This window comes from Albidovulum sp., from assembly GCF_041919395.1.
Taxonomy (GTDB): domain Bacteria; phylum Pseudomonadota; class Alphaproteobacteria; order Rhodobacterales; family Rhodobacteraceae; genus Albidovulum.
On record NZ_JAYRTX010000029.1, the window covers coordinates 17,601 to 33,081 of the forward strand.

At 69.2% G+C, this 15,481-nt stretch carries 15 protein-coding genes; 6 read left to right on the forward strand and 9 right to left on the reverse strand.

Annotated features, from left to right (window positions below):
- Positions 1 to 8: 8 nt before the first annotated feature.
- The 3 genes from ACMUOO_RS07070 to ACMUOO_RS07080 are packed head-to-tail and all read right to left on the reverse strand — an operon-like array spanning position 9 to position 3,497.
- Entirely contained in the window at positions 9 to 485 is a 477-nt protein-coding gene (locus ACMUOO_RS07070) for a GNAT family N-acetyltransferase (RefSeq protein ID WP_301920486.1), read from the reverse strand.
- Complete coding sequence (locus ACMUOO_RS07075) at positions 466 to 1,764, reverse strand: HlyD family type I secretion periplasmic adaptor subunit (RefSeq protein ID WP_301920487.1); 1,299 nt, start codon at positions 1,762 to 1,764, stop codon at positions 466 to 468. Before ACMUOO_RS07075 ends, ACMUOO_RS07070 begins: the two co-directional genes overlap by 20 nt.
- On the reverse strand, positions 1,761 to 3,497 hold the full coding sequence (locus ACMUOO_RS07080; RefSeq protein ID WP_301920488.1) for a type I secretion system permease/ATPase: 1,737 nt from the start codon (positions 3,495 to 3,497) through the stop codon (positions 1,761 to 1,763). The genes ACMUOO_RS07075 and ACMUOO_RS07080 overlap by 4 nt, the downstream gene beginning before the upstream one ends.
- 227 nt (positions 3,498 to 3,724) lie before the next feature.
- Here ACMUOO_RS07080 and ACMUOO_RS07085 point away from each other — a divergent pair, with 227 nt between their 5' ends.
- Positions 3,725 to 4,393 (forward strand): VacJ family lipoprotein, encoded by a 669-nt coding sequence (locus tag ACMUOO_RS07085; RefSeq protein WP_301920489.1) that lies wholly within the window; start codon positions 3,725 to 3,727, stop codon positions 4,391 to 4,393.
- Positions 4,383 to 4,988: a phospholipid-binding protein MlaC gene (locus tag ACMUOO_RS07090; protein WP_413854968.1), complete on the forward strand. Its 606-nt coding sequence runs from the start codon at positions 4,383 to 4,385 to the stop codon at positions 4,986 to 4,988. Before ACMUOO_RS07085 ends, ACMUOO_RS07090 begins: the two co-directional genes overlap by 11 nt.
- 31 nt (positions 4,989 to 5,019) lie before the next feature.
- On the opposite strand, the gene ACMUOO_RS07095 is transcribed toward ACMUOO_RS07090, so the two are convergent.
- A complete protein-coding gene (locus tag ACMUOO_RS07095) occupies positions 5,020 to 7,236 on the reverse strand; it encodes a transglycosylase domain-containing protein (protein ID WP_301920491.1) in 2,217 nt (738 codons plus the stop codon).
- Between the two features lie 310 nt (positions 7,237 to 7,546).
- On the opposite strand from ACMUOO_RS07095, the gene ACMUOO_RS07100 reads away from it, so the two are divergent.
- On the forward strand, positions 7,547 to 7,885 hold the full coding sequence (locus tag ACMUOO_RS07100; RefSeq protein ID WP_301920492.1) for a P-II family nitrogen regulator: 339 nt from the start codon (positions 7,547 to 7,549) through the stop codon (positions 7,883 to 7,885).
- 26 nt (positions 7,886 to 7,911) lie between these two features.
- A complete protein-coding gene (locus tag ACMUOO_RS07105) occupies positions 7,912 to 9,243 on the forward strand; it encodes an ammonium transporter (protein WP_301920493.1) in 1,332 nt (443 codons plus the stop codon).
- 108 nt (positions 9,244 to 9,351) lie between these two features.
- Here ACMUOO_RS07105 and ACMUOO_RS07110 read toward each other — a convergent pair whose 3' ends face one another.
- The 3 genes from ACMUOO_RS07110 to smpB form a co-directional block, all read right to left on the reverse strand.
- Positions 9,352 to 10,533: an aromatic amino acid transaminase gene (locus ACMUOO_RS07110; RefSeq protein ID WP_301920494.1), complete on the reverse strand. Its 1,182-nt coding sequence runs from the start codon at positions 10,531 to 10,533 to the stop codon at positions 9,352 to 9,354.
- A gap of 5 nt (positions 10,534 to 10,538) precedes the next feature.
- Positions 10,539 to 11,390 (reverse strand): 3-mercaptopyruvate sulfurtransferase, encoded by an 852-nt coding sequence (gene sseA / locus ACMUOO_RS07115; RefSeq protein WP_301920495.1) that lies wholly within the window; start codon positions 11,388 to 11,390, stop codon positions 10,539 to 10,541.
- 218 nt (positions 11,391 to 11,608) lie between these two features.
- On the reverse strand, positions 11,609 to 12,079 hold the full coding sequence (gene smpB, locus ACMUOO_RS07120) for an SsrA-binding protein SmpB (protein WP_301920566.1): 471 nt from the start codon (positions 12,077 to 12,079) through the stop codon (positions 11,609 to 11,611).
- A 97-nt stretch (positions 12,080 to 12,176) separates the two neighbouring features.
- Between smpB and ACMUOO_RS07125 the strand changes: the two genes are divergently transcribed.
- Together ACMUOO_RS07125 and ACMUOO_RS07130 are read left to right on the forward strand one after the other, a co-directional pair.
- Positions 12,177 to 12,617, forward strand: coding sequence for a potassium channel family protein (locus tag ACMUOO_RS07125; protein ID WP_301920496.1), 441 nt, complete (start codon positions 12,177 to 12,179; stop codon positions 12,615 to 12,617).
- Between the two features lie 95 nt (positions 12,618 to 12,712).
- Entirely contained in the window at positions 12,713 to 13,006 is a 294-nt protein-coding gene (locus ACMUOO_RS07130) for an alkylphosphonate utilization protein (protein WP_301920497.1), read from the forward strand.
- A gap of 15 nt (positions 13,007 to 13,021) precedes the next feature.
- Here the strand turns inward: ACMUOO_RS07130 and ACMUOO_RS07135 are convergent, their stop codons facing one another.
- Both ACMUOO_RS07135 and dapA read right to left on the reverse strand, forming a co-directional pair.
- On the reverse strand, positions 13,022 to 14,674 hold the full coding sequence (locus tag ACMUOO_RS07135; RefSeq protein WP_301920498.1) for an amidohydrolase: 1,653 nt from the start codon (positions 14,672 to 14,674) through the stop codon (positions 13,022 to 13,024).
- Between the two features lie 177 nt (positions 14,675 to 14,851).
- Positions 14,852 to 15,481: 4-hydroxy-tetrahydrodipicolinate synthase (gene dapA / locus ACMUOO_RS07140; protein WP_413854969.1), on the reverse strand; the 630-nt coding region annotated here is incomplete at its 5' end.

Here is a 15,481-nt window from a genome sequence, read left to right on the forward strand (position 1 = left end):
GCGCGGACTCAGAGAGCCAGAAGCAATCGCGGCAGGGTGTAGCCGGCGACGCAGTCGCAGGCGACCTCGCCCGCGGGACTTGCACCCATGCGGCGGAAGAAACCCGCGGCGGCCGGGTCGCTGTCGATGACGAGGGTCCGGGCGCCGGCCTCGCGCGCTATCCGCACGGCTTCGGCGAAAAGCGCGCGCCCGATTCCGGTGCGGAGCGCCTGCGGTTCGACAAAGAGCTTGTTCAGCATCGCACTTTCGCCCTGTACGGTCAGCTGCAGGACGCCCATGGCATGGCCGCGCCGGGTCGCCACCGCGACATGTGAGGTCGCGGTATCCTCAGGACGCAGGATGAGTCTCGGGCGGCAGGCCGCGAGAAAATCCGCATCATAGCCCCAGACCGCCTTCGACCTGAGGCACAGGATCGACAGTTCCGCAAGTTCCCCGGTTCGGGCGGGGCGGATCGTGATCGGGGTGTCAGCTTTCCCGGAAGGCACGGTTGAAATACTCCGCAAGCGGCTTGACGAGATAGGCCAGCGGCGTGCGTTCGCCAGTGCGTATGAACACCTCGACGGGCATCCCCGGAATGATGGCATGTCCGGCAAGTTTCGCAAGCTCGCCCGGCTCCAGCGTCACCTCCGCGCGGTAATACGCCGATCTGCTCGCCTCGTCGGTCAGGGCGTCGGCCGAGATGCGGGCGACCTGGCCGAAAAGTTCGGGCGTGGTGCGGCTGTCGAGCGCGGCAAATCGCAGCGTCACCTCCTGGCCCACGCGAACCTCGTCGACATGGACAGGCGAGACCCGCGCCGCGATGATGAGCGGGCGGTCCTGCGGGATCAGGTAGAGGACCGGGTCGGCGGCGCGAATCACCGAGCGGGGCGTCGTCACCTGTAGCGCATGAACCACGCCCGAAACCGGCGCCCGGATCTCCAGCCGGTCGATCTGCTCGGAAAGCGTCCGGCGACGCTCGGCGAGTTCGAGCTCGCGGTAGCCGAGATCCCGGAGCTGGGTGTTGGCCTCCTCCCTCCTCGTGCTGCCGCGCTTGAGGATCTCGATGTCGATCTCGGTGATCTTGCCCTCGGCCTCGGCGCGGGTCGCGTCGAGTTCCCCAGCGACCCCTTCGAGCCGCGCCTTCTCGCGCTCGAGTGCGAGGACGCGGCCCGCCTGCGTGAGCCCCTTGGCGAGAAGCCCGGTCAGGTCGGCGAGTTCCTTGCCGATGAGCACGAGCTGGCTGTCGGTTGCAGCGCGCTGGGCGGCAATGCCGGCGATCTGGCTCGCGATCTGGGCACCGCGACGCCGGAGCTGGTCGATCTCGTTCGCCTGGGTCTCGGTCCGGGCGGCGAAGAGCCGCTCCTGTCCGGTCATCAGCGCGGCGATCGTGGGCCGGCCCTCGGCGAAGCGGACGAGTTCCTCGGGGAAAGTCACGGCAGGGGCATCGTCGCGTTCGGCCTCGAGCCGGCCGCGACGGGCAAGGATCTCGAAGAACTGGCCTTCGACGATGGCGAGTTCGGATTTGAGAAGCGTCCCGTCGAGCCGGAGGAGGGGCGTGCCCGCCGCGACGAGGTCGCCGTCCTTCACGAGGATATCGTCCACCACGCCGCCGTCGGGATGCTGCACGACCTGGCGGTTCTGCTCCACCTCCACCTGGCCGCCGGCGACGACGGCCCCGGCGATCCGGCTGGTGGCCGACCAGAGGCCGAAGCCGCCGAGAAGGAGGGCAAGTGCGACAAGGCCTAGAAGGATCGAGCCCCGCGCCGAAGGCACCCTTGAAGTCATGTCACCCCTCCCGGTCCGGGCGCGCGCGCGATGTCGCCCGCGTTCTTCACCATCGCCCTCAGCACCTCGTCGCGCGGCCCGTACGCGCGCCGCGCCCCCCCGTCGAGGAACAGGAGCTGGTCGCATTCCTGGATCGCGGCGGGCCGGTGCGCCATGATGAGAACCGATCCGCCTTCCGCCTTGATCGCCCGGATCGCGGCGTTGAGCGCCATCGAACCCTCGTTGTCGAGGTTGGAATTGGGCTCGTCGAGGACGACGATCACCGGGGCGCCGTAGAGCGCGCGGGCAAGGCCGATGCGCTGGATCTGCCCGCCCGACAGCCGCCCTCCCGCCTGGCTGACGCGCGTGTCGTAGCCGTCGGGCAGGTCGAGGATCATCTGGTGCGCCGCTGCCTTTTGTGCCGCGGCGACGACGGCTGCGTCGTCCGGCGCGGGGGCGAGGCGTGCGATGTTCTCGGCGATCGTGCCGTCGAAGAGGGTCACGCGCTGCGGCAGGTAGCCCACATGGCCGCCGAGCACGTCGGGGTCGTACTGGTCGAGCGTCGCGCCGTCGAGCCGGATCCAGCCTCCCGCCGGTCGCCAGACGCCGGTGAGCGCGCGGGCGAGCGTGGACTTGCCCGCGCCCGAGGGGCCGATGACGCCGAGCGCCTGGCCGGGGTCGAGCCGGAACGAGACCAAGCGCAGGGCCGCCTGCGACTGGCCCGGCGGCACCACGGTGAGCTGGTTCGCCTCCAGCACCGCCCTAGGCCGTGGCAGCGCGGTGCGCGGCGTCTCGGGCGCGACGGCGGCGAGGAGCGCGGCGAGCCGTCCCCAGGCCTCCTGCGCCCGCTGGATGAGCGCCCAGCCGGCGACAGCCTGTTCGAGGGGAGCGAGTGCCCGGCCCATCAGGATCGACGACGCGATCATCGCGCCGGGCGTGAGTTCGCCCTTCAGCACCAGGAGCGCGCCCACGGCGAGCATGGCGGACTGCAGGAAAAGCCGGAAGGTGCGCGAGAAGATCGAGTAGACGCCCGACTGGTCGGAGGCGGCGATGGCTGCGGCCAGCGCCGTGCCGCGCGCGTTGGACCAGCGTTCGAAGCTTGCCCCCCGCATCCCCAAGCTCTGCACGAGGTCGGCCTCGTCGCGGAGCTGATCCGCTGTCCGCTCCGCCCGGAGGTTCGCGGCATTGGCGGCAAGAACGGCGCGCCGCGTTGTCGCCTGGTTGAGCGCCGTGACGAGCACGAGGACGAGCCCCCCCGCTACCGCCGTCCAGCCGAGCCAGGGGTGGAAGATGAAGACGGCGGCGAGGAAGAAGGGCGCCCAGGGTGCGTCGAAGAGCGCAAGGAAAACAGGTGCGGCGAGAAGCGTTCGGATCGCTTCGAGGTCGCGCAGGCCCGAGGCGGCCGCCGGATCGCCGGGGACGAGTGCCGAGCGGGCGAGGGCCGCGGTGAAGACGCGGCGGTCGAGCGAGGCCTGGAACCGGGCGGCGAGACGGGTCATCACGCGCCCGCGCGCGAGGTCAAGCAGGCCCATCATGAGAAAGAGGAAGACCACGAGCGCGAAGAGCGCGGCGAGCGTCTCTTGCGAGCGGCTGCCGAGGACCCGGTCATAGACCTGGAGCATGAAGATGGGCCCGGTAAGCATGAGGAGGTTGACGAAGACCGAGAAGAGCGCGACGGCGGCGAAGAGCCCGCGCCCCTCGGACCGGGCTGCGCCAAGCTCCTCCCGCCCGCGGGCCGCTGTGTCTCGCTTCATCACGGTCTCCTGCTCCGGCGGTTTTTCCGCCGATCCCCGCATTGGCCCGGTGCAAGCCTTGCCTCGGGCGGGCAGGGCTTTTAAGCCTTGTTCCGGTCAGCGTCGCTCGACCGGCAGTTTCGCGGGAAGATAGGAACAAAATGTTGAGAAATCCATTGCCGAGTTCGAGGCCGCCGCGTCCCGCGGGCTGCGTTGCAGCGGTGGCGCTGCTCCTGGCGGGGTGCGCTGTGCCCGAGCCCGGGGCGGAGTTCAACGACCCCTACGAGACGCAGAACCGCGCCGTGCACGAGGCGAACCTGGCGGTCGACCGGGCGGTTTTCGGCGGCGGCAAGCCCGACCGGAAGCCCTTCCTGCCGGCGCCGCTGGCCGCGGGGCTGGGGAATTTCTCCGACAACCTCGGGATGCCGGCGGCAGTGCTCAACAGCCTACTTCAGGGGCGACCCGACCCGGCGGTGAAGAACGCCGCACGGTTCCTGATGAATACCACTGTGGGCCTCGGCGGCATCCTCGACCCGGCGACGGCGGTCGGGCTTCACGCCGAGGACACCGACTTCGGCGAGACGCTGCATGTCTGGGGCGCGCCGGAGGGCGCCTTCCTTGTCGTGCCGCTCGCCGGGCCTACGACGGAGCGCGACCTTGTTGGCAAGGTCGTCGATTTCGTGATCGACCCGATGAACAGCGCCTTCCCCGAGCCGGAGAAATACTACGTTGCGGCGGGAAAGCTCGCCGGCAAGGTCGCCGACCGGCAGCGTTATGGCGATGTCATCGACGACATCCTATATGGAAGCGCGGACAGCTACGCGCAGATGCGGCTGATGTATCTGCAGAACCGTCACTACGAACTCGGCATCGAGGCCGAGGTGTTCGACCCATACGAGGACCCCTATGGACAGTAGCATTTCCCGCCGTGCCCTGACCGCCGCGCTGCCCGCCATGGCCGCGTTGACCCTTTTGCCGGGGGCGGCCTTCGCGCTGAACGTGGGGGAGGCGCGGGCGCTGATCGACAAGGCCATCGCCGACGTGAACCGCGTCATCAACTCCGGCAAGTCCGAGCCGGCGATGTACAAGGATTTCGAACAGATCTTCGTGCGCTACGCCGACGTGCGCTACATCGCGCAGAGCGCGCTCGGCCCGGCGGGGCGGGGCGCGGATCCGGCGGTCATGGGCGCCTACGTCAAGGCCTTCCAGGGCTACATCTCGCGCAAGTACGGCAAGCGGTTCCGCGAGTTCATCGGCGGCAAGATCGAGGTCACGGACGCGCGGCCGCTGAAGAGTTTCTTCGAGGTCGTCTCGGTCGCCCATCTCAAGGGGCAGTCGCCCTTCGAGGTGCGCTGGCACGTCTTCGACAAGTCCGGCAAGGACCTTTTCTTCAACATCATCATCGAGGGCGTGAACATGCTCGCCGCCGAGCGGACCGAGATCGGCGCGATGCTGGACCGCAGCAAGGGCGACATCGGGCGCCTGACGGCGGCGCTGCAGAAGACGGGCTGAGGCCCGCGCTCCCGCGCCCGCCGGCCGCTCGTCAGTTGCGGCGGCCGAGGATGTTCGTGAGAATGTCGACGAGACTTTCGCCGCCCGCCGGCGCCGGCTGGGTTTGTGGCGCGGCCTGGCCGGGATAGGGCTGGAGCTGGCCCGCATATGGGTCCGCGCCGCCTCCGGCCTGCCAGGTCTGGCCCACGTATTCGGGCGGCGGCAGGTCCTCGGGCCGGATCATCGGCAGGGGCGTGGGCGGAAGGTCGGCCGCGATTCGCGTCACGACCTCGTGCCATATCTCGGCCGGCAGCCCGCCGCCGGTCACCCCGGTCAGGGGCTTGTTGTCGTCGTTGCCCATCCAGACGCCGACCACGTAATCCGCGGTGAAGCCGATGAACCAGGCGTCGCGATAGTCCGAGGTGGTGCCGGTCTTGCCCGCCGCCTCGTGCCCCTCTATCCGCGCCCGCCGGCCGGTGCCGCGCTCGATCACCTGCGTCATCATGTAGGTCAGCTGGCGCGCGGCGTTCTCCGAGATCACCCGTTCGCCCATGCCGCCCTCCTGCCCCATGAGCGAGACGTCGTCGCCCTGGATGCGGAGCTCCAGCAGCCCGTAGGGATGCACGGACGAGCCGCCGTTGAGGATCCCGGCATAGGCGCCGGTCATGTCGAGGAGCGTCGCCCCCGAGGAGCCGAGCACGATCGCCGGACCTTGCGCGAGTTCCGACTGTAGCCCGAAATCCGCCGCGACCTGCCGCACCGCGTCGAGCCCGACCGCCTGGCTCAGCCGCACCGTCGCGGTGTTGATCGAACTGGCCAGCGCATCCGTCAGCGTCATCAGCCCACGGAATTCGGGCTCGTAGTTCTTCGGGGTCCATTCGCCTGAACCCTTGACGTAGAGCGTGATCGGGGAATCGTCGATGAGCGAGTTCATCGTGTAGCCCATGTCGAGTGCTGCGGCATAGACGAAGGGCTTGAAGGTGGATCCGGTCTGGCGGATCGCCTGCGTCGCGCGGTTGAAGGCGCCGCTGACCGTGCTGTCGCGGCCCCCGACCATGGCCCGCACCGCGCCGTCGGCCGACATCACGACGATGGCCGCCTGGGCCTTCGAGCCGGCCTTGACCTTCGTCTCGAAGACGTAGGAAAGCGCCTCCTCGGCGCGCTTCTGGATCGACTGGTCGAGCGTGGTGCGGATGATCACGTCCTCGGTCGTGTCCTGTGTCAGGAAGGCTGGGCCGGCATCCATCACCCAGTCGGCGAAATAGCCGCCCGCCCGCGCCTCGGCCGCCTTGGAGAGCCGCGCCGGGTTGGCCAGCGCGTCGCGGTACTGCGCGTCGGTCAGGAAGTCCTGTTCGTGCATCAGCCCGAGCACGACCGCCGCGCGGTCCTGCGCGCGCTGAAGGTTCGCGGTGGGCGCATAGCGCGTGGGCGCCTTGAGGAGCCCGGCGAGCATCGCCGCCTCGGCCGGGCCGACCTCGTTCGCCGATTTGCCGAAATAGCGCTGGCTCGCCGCCTCGAAGCCGCGCGCACCGGCGCCGAGATAGGCGCGGTTGAGATAGAGCGTCAGGATGCTGTCCTTGCCGTACTTCGCCTCCATCGCGAAGGAGAAGGGCACTTCCTTGATCTTGCGCATCAGGCTCGACTGGCGGCAGTCGGCCTCGTAGTCGGCCTCCGACTTCCAGGCCTTCGGGTCATAGGGCACGCCGAGGCAGATGAGCTTGGCGACCTGCTGGGTGATCGTCGAGCCGCCGTTGCCCTCGAGCGGGCCGCGCCCCTCGGCGAGGTTGATGCGGACCGCGCTGGCGATGCCGCGCGGCGAGATGCCGAGGTGGCGGTAGAAGCGCTTGTCCTCGGTCGCGACGATGGCGTTCTTCAGCTCGGGCGAGACGGTGTCGGCGGTGATCGTGCCGCCGAAGGTCTCCCCCCGCCAGGCGAAGACCTGGCCTTCGCGATCGAGCATGGTGACCGAGCCGCGGGTGCGCGCGTCGATGAGCGTATCGAGCGGCGGGAGCTGGGCGTAGAAATAGAGCGTGGCGAGGCCGGTGACGATGGCGCCCATCGCGGCAAGCCGCCAGCCGATGCCCCAGATCACGCGCCAGACGGCCCGGAAGAGCCCGGCGACGAGCCGCACCGGCAAAGGCGCCCGTCGCGCCGGGCGCCGCGCAACGCGGGGCTTCGCTGCCACCTTCGGCTTCGCCGCCGCTTTCGGCTGTCCGCCGTAGCGCCGGTCCGCCACCAGGGGAGGCTTCCTGCCGCCTGTCTCTCTCATGCGTCTTGTCCGATGCCTGCCCGTTTTCGGGTGACCATACAGGAGTGCGGCGGGAATGTGGAGCGCCGGCGGCTCACAATTCCGCCGGTGAATGGGCAGACGCTGCGGCGCGGCGTCGTTCGTCCGCGCCGTTTCGCAGTTGCAGCAGGCGGGATGCGCTCAATCCCGCGTCACTTCCCCGATATCTGCACAAATTTTTGGCATATGCCTGATTCCGCGCCGCCGAACCAGGACGATTCCGTTGTCTCCGGGGTGGCTCCGTCGCTCCCTGCCTGCGGGAACAGCAAGCAGCGGGGCGCCGGAGGGAACCATGAAATACATCATAGCGGCAATCAAACCCTACAAGCTCGACGAGGTGCGCGAGGCTCTGACCGCGATCGGGGTCCGGGGGATGATGGTGACCGAGGTGAAGGGCTTCGGCGCGCAGTCGGGGCATACGGAGATCTATCGCGGCGCGGAATATGCCGTGAACTTCGTGCCCAAGGTGAAGCTGGAGATCGCCGTCAGCGACGCCCTGGCCGACGAGGTCGCGGATACGATCCGCAAGGTGGCGAAGACCGACAAGATCGGCGACGGCAAGATCTTCGTGCTCGATCTGAAGCAGGTGGTGCGGGTCCGGACCGGCGAGACCGGGGAGGACGCGCTGTGAGCGGGACAACCAATCGGGGGATGACGATGAAGAAGACTCTCGGATGGGCGGGGCTCGCGGCCCTGGCCCTGGGCCTGCCGGCCGTCGCGCAGGAAACCGCCACGGCGGCCGCGCAGGCGGTGCCGGTCATCGACAAGGGCGACGTGGCCTGGATGATGACGGCCTCGGCGCTGGTGCTGTTCATGACGGTTCCGGGGCTCGCGCTCTTCTACGGCGGGCTCGTCCGGACGAAGAACATGCTGTCGGTCCTGATGCAGTGCACGATGATCGCCGCGGTGGTGATGATCGTCTGGATCCTCTACGGCTATTCCTTCGCCTTCGGCGGCGGCATCTCGCCCTACTGGGGCGGCCTCGGCAAGGTCTTCCTCGCCGGGGTCACGCCGGAGACGACGGCGGCGACCTTCACCGGTGGCGTGGTGCTGCCGGAATATGTCTTCATCGCCTTCCAGATGACCTTCGCGGCGATCACGCCCGCCCTCATCATCGGCGCCTTCGCGGAACGCGCGAAGTTCTCGGCGGTGCTGATCTTCTCTGTGCTCTGGGTAACGTTCATCTACTTCCCTGTCGCGCACATGGTCTGGGACGCCTCGGGCCTGATCTTCAACATGGGCGCGATCGACTTCGCAGGGGGCACGGTCGTCCACATCAATGCCGGCATCGCGGCGCTGGTCTGGGCGCTGGTGCTCGGTCCCCGGGTGGGGTACGGGCGCGACAACATGGCGCCGCATTCGATGACGCTGACAATGGTCGGTGCGGCGATGCTCTGGGTCGGCTGGTTCGGCTTCAACGCCGGCTCCAACCTCGAGGCGACGGCGGGCGCGACGCTGGCGATGCTCAACACCTTCGTCGCCACGGCCGCCGCGATCGTGAGCTGGGCGCTGGTCGAGACGATCACCCGCGGCAAGGCATCGGGCCTCGGTGCGGCCTCCGGCATGGTCGCGGGCCTCGTCGCCGTCACCCCGGCCTGCGGCACCACCGGCCCGGTCGGGGCCATCGTCCTCGGCCTCGCCGTCTCGCCCGTCTGCTACTTTTTCGTGACCCGGGTGAAGCAGAAGTTCGGCTATGACGACAGCCTCGACGTCTTCGGCGTGCACGGCATCGGCGGGATCTTCGGCGCCATCGCCACGGGTATCCTGATGGCCCCGGGGCTTGGCGGCACCGGAGGAGATGACTTCGTCATGGGCGCGCAGGTTGTGACGCAGATCAAGGCGGTGCTGATCACCGTGCTCTGGTCCGGCATCGGCTCGGCAGTGCTGATCTACGTCACGAAGGCGATCACCGGCCTCCGCGTCGCCAGCGACGACGAGCGTCAGGGACTCGACCTCACCTCGCACGGCGAGAGCGCCTACCACGCCTGATCCCGTGGCGAGGCCGACAGGGCGGCGGGGCCTCGGCCCCGCCGTCCGCGTTCGACCCCTGCCGGGGGTCCTGCGGAATCACCGGGGCCAGGATCCGGTGTGCCGCCCTCAGATCCCGACGGAAAGGATCGCGCGGGCGAGCACTGGCACCGTTGCGGCGTTCAGCCCGGCGATGTTCAGCCGCGAATCGCCGACCATGTAGATGGCGTGTTCGGTCTTCAGCCGCTCCACCTGCTCGGGCGACGCGCCGAGGCGGGAGAACATGCCGCGATGCTGCGCGAGGAAGCCGAAGCGGTCGGAACCGGACAGGTCGCGCAGTTCCGCGGCGAGCTGTTCGCGCAAGGTGAGCATCCCCAGCCGCACCGATTCCAGCTCCACCTCCCAGTCGGCACGCAGCGCCGGGTCTTCGAGGATCATCGTGACGAGCCGCGCGCCGTGGTCCGGCGGGAAGGAATAGTTCTGGCGGTTGAGGAAGGCGAGCGTGCCCTGCATGACCTCGCGCCGGGCCGGGTCGGAGAGGGCCATAAGCGCGCCGGTGCGTTCGCGGTAGATGCCGAAGTTCTTCGAGCAGGAGGCGGCGACCAGCACCTCGGGCAGGCGGTCGGCGATAAGCCTCACGCCCGCCGCGTCGGCTTCGAGCCCGTCGCCGAAACCCTGGTAGGCGATGTCGATGAGCGGCAGTGCGCCGGTCTTCTCGAGGATCGCCGCCACCTCGGCCCATTCGGGCAGGGTCAGGTTGGCGCCGGTCGGGTTGTGGCAGCAGCCGTGCAGCAGCACCGCGTCGCCCGCCTTCGCCCCGGAGAGGTCGGCGAGCATCGCCTCGAAGGCGACGCCGCGCGTCTCGGCGTCGAAGTAGCGGTAGGGCCGGACAGGCATCCCGAGGTAGTTCAGGATCGAGAGGTGGTTGGGCCAGGTCGGATCGGAAACCCAGACCCGCGCCCCGGGCGAGGCCATGCGGATCAGTTCGAACGCCTGGCGCACCGCGCCGGTGCCGCCCGGCGCCGCCGCCGCAGCGATGCGGTCTTCGGACGTCGCTTCCCCGAGGACGAGCCGGGCGAGTGCCGTGTTGAACGCCGGCTCCCCGGCGAGGCCGGTGTAGGTCTTGGTCGTCTCCGTTTCCCAGAGCCGTTTCTCGGCGGCCTTCACGGCGCGCATGACCGGCGTCAGGCCGCTCGGGTCCTTGTAGACGCCGACGCCGAGGTCGATCTTGTCCGCGCGCGGATCGGCACGGAACTGGCCGATGAGTTGCAGGATCTTGTCAGCGGGCTGCGGCTTCAGGCTGGCGAACATCGGCGTCACCCCTTCGCGACCTTGAGGTCGTTGTACATGCCCCATTCGGCCCAGGAACCGTCGTAGAGCGCGTGGTCGTGCTTGCCGAGCCGCGCGAGGGCGAGGTTCAGGATCGCCGCCGTCACGCCCGAGCCGCAGGTGGTGATGGCGGGCCGGTCAAGGTCCACGCCCGCCGCCGCGAAGGCGGCGCGGAGCCCCTTGGCGTCCTTCATCGTGCCGTCGGCATGAAGGAGCGTGGCGTAATGGAGGTTCTTCGAGCCCGGGATGTGGCCCGACCGCAGGCCGGGGCGCGGCTCGGGCTCGGTGCCGGCGAAGCGGCCGGGTGAGCGGGCGTCGATGATCTCGTGGTCGCCGAGCTTGGCCGCGGCGGCGACCTGCGTGACGTCGCGCACGAGATGCGCCTGCCGGCTGACGGTGATGTGGCGGTCGCGCAGGATCGGCGCCATGTCCTCGACCTGCCGCCCCTCCGCCTGCCACTTCGGGAAGCCGCCGTCGAGCACCGCGACATCGGTTTTCCCCATGAGCCGGAAGAGCCACCACACGCGGGCCGCCGAATAGATGCCGGCGCCGTCGTAGACGACGACCTGGTGCCCGTCGCCCACGCCCATCGCCCGCATCCGGCTGATGAACTTCTCTGCCGTGGGCGCCATGTGCGGCAGGCCCGAGCGCAGGTCCGCGATCTCGTCGATGTCGAAGAACCGCGCGCCGGGAATGTGGGCCGCATCGTATTCGGCCTTCGGGTCGCGCCCCGACCCGGGCATGTACCACGAGGCGTCGAGGAGCCTCAGGTCGGGATCCTTCAGGTGCCGCTCCAGCCAGCCGGTGGAAACCAGAGTCTTCGGATCGTCCTCGGCCATGTCCGCCCCCTTCGTGCCTCGTCCCGCAATACCCGGCCGGGCCGGGCCGTTGCAAGGACCCAGAGGGCTGGCCCGCCAGATGAAGCAACGGTCCGGCTTGCACCAGAACTGGGTGCGCGATTACGATCCGACGACGGGACGATACATCGAGGCCGATCCGCTGGGGCTGGTGGATGGGCCATCCTTCCAGGGTCAGGCGCCGCGGCTGCGTGCAAATCCTAGCCCTGCTTCAGGATCCGCTGCTTCTGCCGGTTCCAGTCGCGGGTGGCCTCGGTCGCGCGCTTGTCGGCCAGCTTCTTGCCCTTCGCCGTGCCGATCTTCAGCTTCACCCGGCCGCGGTCGTTGAAATACATCACCAGTGGCACGAGCGTCATGCCCTCGCGGCCCACCGCCTGCCAGAGCCGCGCGAGCTCCTTCCGCGACACCAGTAACTTGCGCCGCCGGCGCTCCTCATGTCCGAAGACGCCGGCTTGCTTGTAGGCGGCGATGTAGCTGTTGATCAGCCAGAGCTCGCCCCCCTCGACCGAGGCGTAGCTGTCGGCGATGTTCGACTGGCCGGTGCGGAGCGACTTCACCTCCGACCCGGTCAGGACGATGCCGACCTCCAGATCGCTCTCGATGAAGTAGTCGAACCGCGCACGGCGGTTCTCGGCGATCACCTTGTAGTTGGGGTTCTGTTTCTCGGCCATGACCTGCCCGAGATAGGCGAGGGGCGCGGCCAAGTCCAGCCGGGGGCTTCACGGGCGGCGCGCGAGCCGGTATCCGGAGCCGGAGAGGGAGGCGCGCATGTTCGTCCAGATCGCCATCGGTTCGCTCCTGATGCTGACCACGATCTCGCTCACCGGGGCGACGCTCCTGGTGGTCGAGGTGCTGATCCGCCGCTTCCAACCCTGGCTCACGCGCGAGCCGCACGGGCCGAAGCTGGCGATCGTGCTGATTGCGGCGGCGCTCTGGGTCATGGGCGTGGTGACGGTGGATGTCTGGACCTGGGCCCTGGCCTTCGATCTTCTGGGTATCCTGCCGACGCTCGAATCCTCGGTCTATTTCGCGCTCGTGTCGTTCACGACGCTCGGTTACGGCGATCTGGTGCTGCCGCAGGACTGGCGGCTTCTGGGCGGCATGTGCGGCGCCAACGGCTTCATGATATTCGGGTTCGTGATCGCGATGCTGGTGGAGGCGCTGCGCCACGTCCGGCTTGGGCAGATCGAGGGGCGGCGCCGGAAGTGACGCGGGCGGCTGCCGTGGCGTCTTGTCCGCTCCGGCCCGGGGCGCTAGAGCGCGATCCGGGCGTCCCCTTGCGGGCCCCGGGGCGGAGGCAGACCATGGGCGACGACGAGGACTATGTCTATGACGAGGCGAGCGGCGAGTGGCGGCCGGCGTCGGACGTGACGGCGGTGGCCGCGGTGGCGGTCGTCGATGCCGAGGGCAACGCGCTTGCCGACGGCGATGCGGTCACGCTGGTCAAGGACCTGAAGGTCAAGGGGACGAGCACCACGCTGAAGCGCGGCACGGTGATCCGCTCGATCCGGCTGACCGACGACCCCGATCTGGTCGACTGCCGCCACGAGACGATCAAGGGCCTCGTGCTCAGGACCGAGTTCGTTCGCAAGCGCTGAACGCGGCCGGGGTGGTCAGGCCCGGTGCGTCACCTGCCCGCCCGCTATGGTGAGTGCTACGCCCATGCCCGCCACGTCCTTTGCCGGCGCCGCCTCGATATCTCCCGAGAGCACCACGATGTCTGCCGCCATGCCGGGCCGGAGCGTGCCGGTGACGTGGTCCATATGCGCGGCCCAGGCGCCGCCGGCAGTATAGGCGCGCAGGATCTCCATGAGCGGCACGCGCTGGTCCGCCGCCCCTTCGTAGGTCGGCCGGGTGAGGGCGGCCTGGATGCCGCGCAGGACCGAGATGTCGGTCACCGGCCAGTCCGAGGCGAAGGCGAGGGGCGCGCCGGCCGCGGCGAGGTCGCGGCAGAGATAGGCGTCTGCCCAGCGGTCCCGCCCGATCACGTCGAGGGTCGGGAACATCGCGAAATCCATCGCTCCGGGCGCATGGGGCGGCTGGACGGAGGCGGTGATGCCAAGCGCACCGAGGCGGGGCACGTCGGCCCGGTCGATAAGTTCGATATGCTCGATCCGGTGGCGGCTGTCGCGCTTGCCGTTGGCGCGCTGTGCGGCTTCGTAGCCGTCGATCGTGGTCCTGACCGCGCCGTCGCCGATGGCGTGGACGGCGATCTGGTGCCCGCGGCGGTCGATCTCGGTGGCGATCTCGTTGAATCGGGCGGGTGCGAACAGGGGTTCCGCGCGGTGGCCGGGATGGCCGGGATAGTCGTTCAGCATGCAGGCGGTTCGGCTGTCGACGACGCCGTCCATGAAGAGTTTCACGAACCGGCAGGAAAGCCAGTCGTCGTCGAAATCGCGCGTCATCGCGTCGGCGCGGTCAAGCTCCGAAAGCTCCATGTGCGGCTTGAAGTGAAAGGGCACCTTCACCCGCGCGGTCAGCCCGCCTTCCCTCTGGAGGCCGCGCAGAAGCTCCAGCGTGTAGCGGTTGCCGTCCATGTTCACCATCGCGGTGATGCCGTGGCGTGCCGCATGGGCGAGGCCGCGCGCGACCTTGGCCCGGTCCACGGCCTGTTCGGCTTCCGTGGGCCAGGGCGAGGGTTCGCCCCCCGTCGCGATGCCGAGGTTGAGCCGCGCCTCGCCGCCGAGCGCGACCACCGGGGCGAAGGCCTCGAATTCCCTCAGTTCGCCGGTCGCGGTGCCGTCAGGCCCCATGACGACCTCGTGGCCGTGCGGCATGGCGGCGCCCTGTAGAAGGCCGGCCGCCTTCAGCGCGGCGGTATTGGCCCAGACCGTGTGATGGTCATGCGCGGTGATGGCGATGGGCCGGTCGGCGAGGACGCGATCGAGGTCATGCCGGGTCATCGGATGGTCGAGCATGGCGTAGTGCCCGCCCTGCGCCATCAGGAGCGGCCGGTCGGGGTGTTCGACGGCAAAGGCGCGGAAGGCGGCGGCGAGCGCGGCCTCTCCTTCCGCATGGGTCAGTTGCAGGTGCGCAAGCTCGGCACCGCCGAGGACGAGGTGGAGGTGGCTTTCGACGAAGCCGGGCAGGAGGGTGGCGCCTCTGCAGTCGATGACCTCGGTCGCCGGGCCGGCTAGGGGCTCGATCGCTGCCCGGCTCCCCACCGCCGCGATCCGGTCGGCGGCGATCGCCACGGCCTCGGCGCGGGGGCGGGCGGGGTCCATCGTCAGGACGCGCGCGTTGGTCAGGATCATGTCGGGGGTCATGGGGGCTCTCCGTGCCGGTTTGATCAAATGGCTAGCGCGGAGGGGCAGACTTGGCCAGCCCGCATGTCGATGCAGCGCCGTGCCGGACGCAAGTCCGGCGCCCCCCACCCTCCTCCCCTCCCCGCGCGGGGGGGAGGGGAGGCGCCCTGTCGCCGGCGGCGGGTGACGGCCCGGACCCTAGTTCGCGATCCCCGCGTGACGCATCGCGGCGTCGATTCTTGCCTTCGTCTCGGGCAGGAGCGTCGTCAGCGGCGAGCGCACTTCCTCCGAACAGAGGCCTAGCTTCGAGAGCCCGTATTTCGCGCCAGCGAGGCCGGGTTCGACGAAAATCGCCTCGTGCAGGGGCATCAGCCGGTCCTGGTAGTCGAGCGCCTTCGCGTAGTCACCGGCAAGTGTCGCCGCCTGGAACTCGGCGCAAAGGCGCGGCGCGACGTTGGCGGTGACCGAGATGCAGCCCACGCCGCCGTGCGCGTTGAAGCCGAGCGCGGTCGCGTCCTCGCCCGAAAGCTGGATGAAATCCTTGCCGCAGGACGCGCGCTGCTGGCTCACCCGTTCGATCTTGCCGGTGGCGTCCTTGACGCCGATGATCCGGGGAAGTTTCGCCAGTTCGCCCATCGTCTCGGGCGTCATGTCAATCACCGAGCGCGGCGGGATGTTGTAGATGATGATCGGCAGGTTGCAGGCGTCGTGCATCGCCTTGAAATGGGCGATGAGGCCGCGCTGCGTGGGCTTGTTGTAGTAGGGCGTGACCACCAGCGCCGCGTCCGCGCCTGCCTTCTCCGCATGCCGGATGAGCGCGATCCCCTC

Coding starts and splice junctions, on each gene's coding strand:
- ACMUOO_RS07075 (WP_301920487.1), bottom strand. CDS start 1,764: ATGACTTCAAGGGTGCCTTCGGCGCGGGGCTCGATCCTTCTAGGCCTT.
- ACMUOO_RS07080 (WP_301920488.1), bottom strand. CDS start 3,497: ATGAAGCGAGACACAGCGGCCCGCGGGCGGGAGGAGCTTGGCGCAGCC.
- ACMUOO_RS07090 (WP_413854968.1), top strand. CDS start 4,383: ATGGACAGTAGCATTTCCCGCCGTGCCCTGACCGCCGCGCTGCCCGCC.
- ACMUOO_RS07095 (WP_301920491.1), bottom strand. CDS start 7,236: ATGAGAGAGACAGGCGGCAGGAAGCCTCCCCTGGTGGCGGACCGGCGC.
- ACMUOO_RS07100 (WP_301920492.1), top strand. CDS start 7,547: ATGAAATACATCATAGCGGCAATCAAACCCTACAAGCTCGACGAGGTG.
- ACMUOO_RS07105 (WP_301920493.1), top strand. CDS start 7,912: ATGAAGAAGACTCTCGGATGGGCGGGGCTCGCGGCCCTGGCCCTGGGC.
- ACMUOO_RS07110 (WP_301920494.1), bottom strand. CDS start 10,533: ATGTTCGCCAGCCTGAAGCCGCAGCCCGCTGACAAGATCCTGCAACTC.
- sseA (WP_301920495.1), bottom strand. CDS start 11,390: ATGGCCGAGGACGATCCGAAGACTCTGGTTTCCACCGGCTGGCTGGAG.
- smpB (WP_301920566.1), bottom strand. CDS start 12,079: ATGGCCGAGAAACAGAACCCCAACTACAAGGTGATCGCCGAGAACCGC.
- ACMUOO_RS07125 (WP_301920496.1), top strand. CDS start 12,177: ATGTTCGTCCAGATCGCCATCGGTTCGCTCCTGATGCTGACCACGATC.
- ACMUOO_RS07130 (WP_301920497.1), top strand. CDS start 12,713: ATGGGCGACGACGAGGACTATGTCTATGACGAGGCGAGCGGCGAGTGG.
- ACMUOO_RS07135 (WP_301920498.1), bottom strand. CDS start 14,674: ATGACCCCCGACATGATCCTGACCAACGCGCGCGTCCTGACGATGGAC.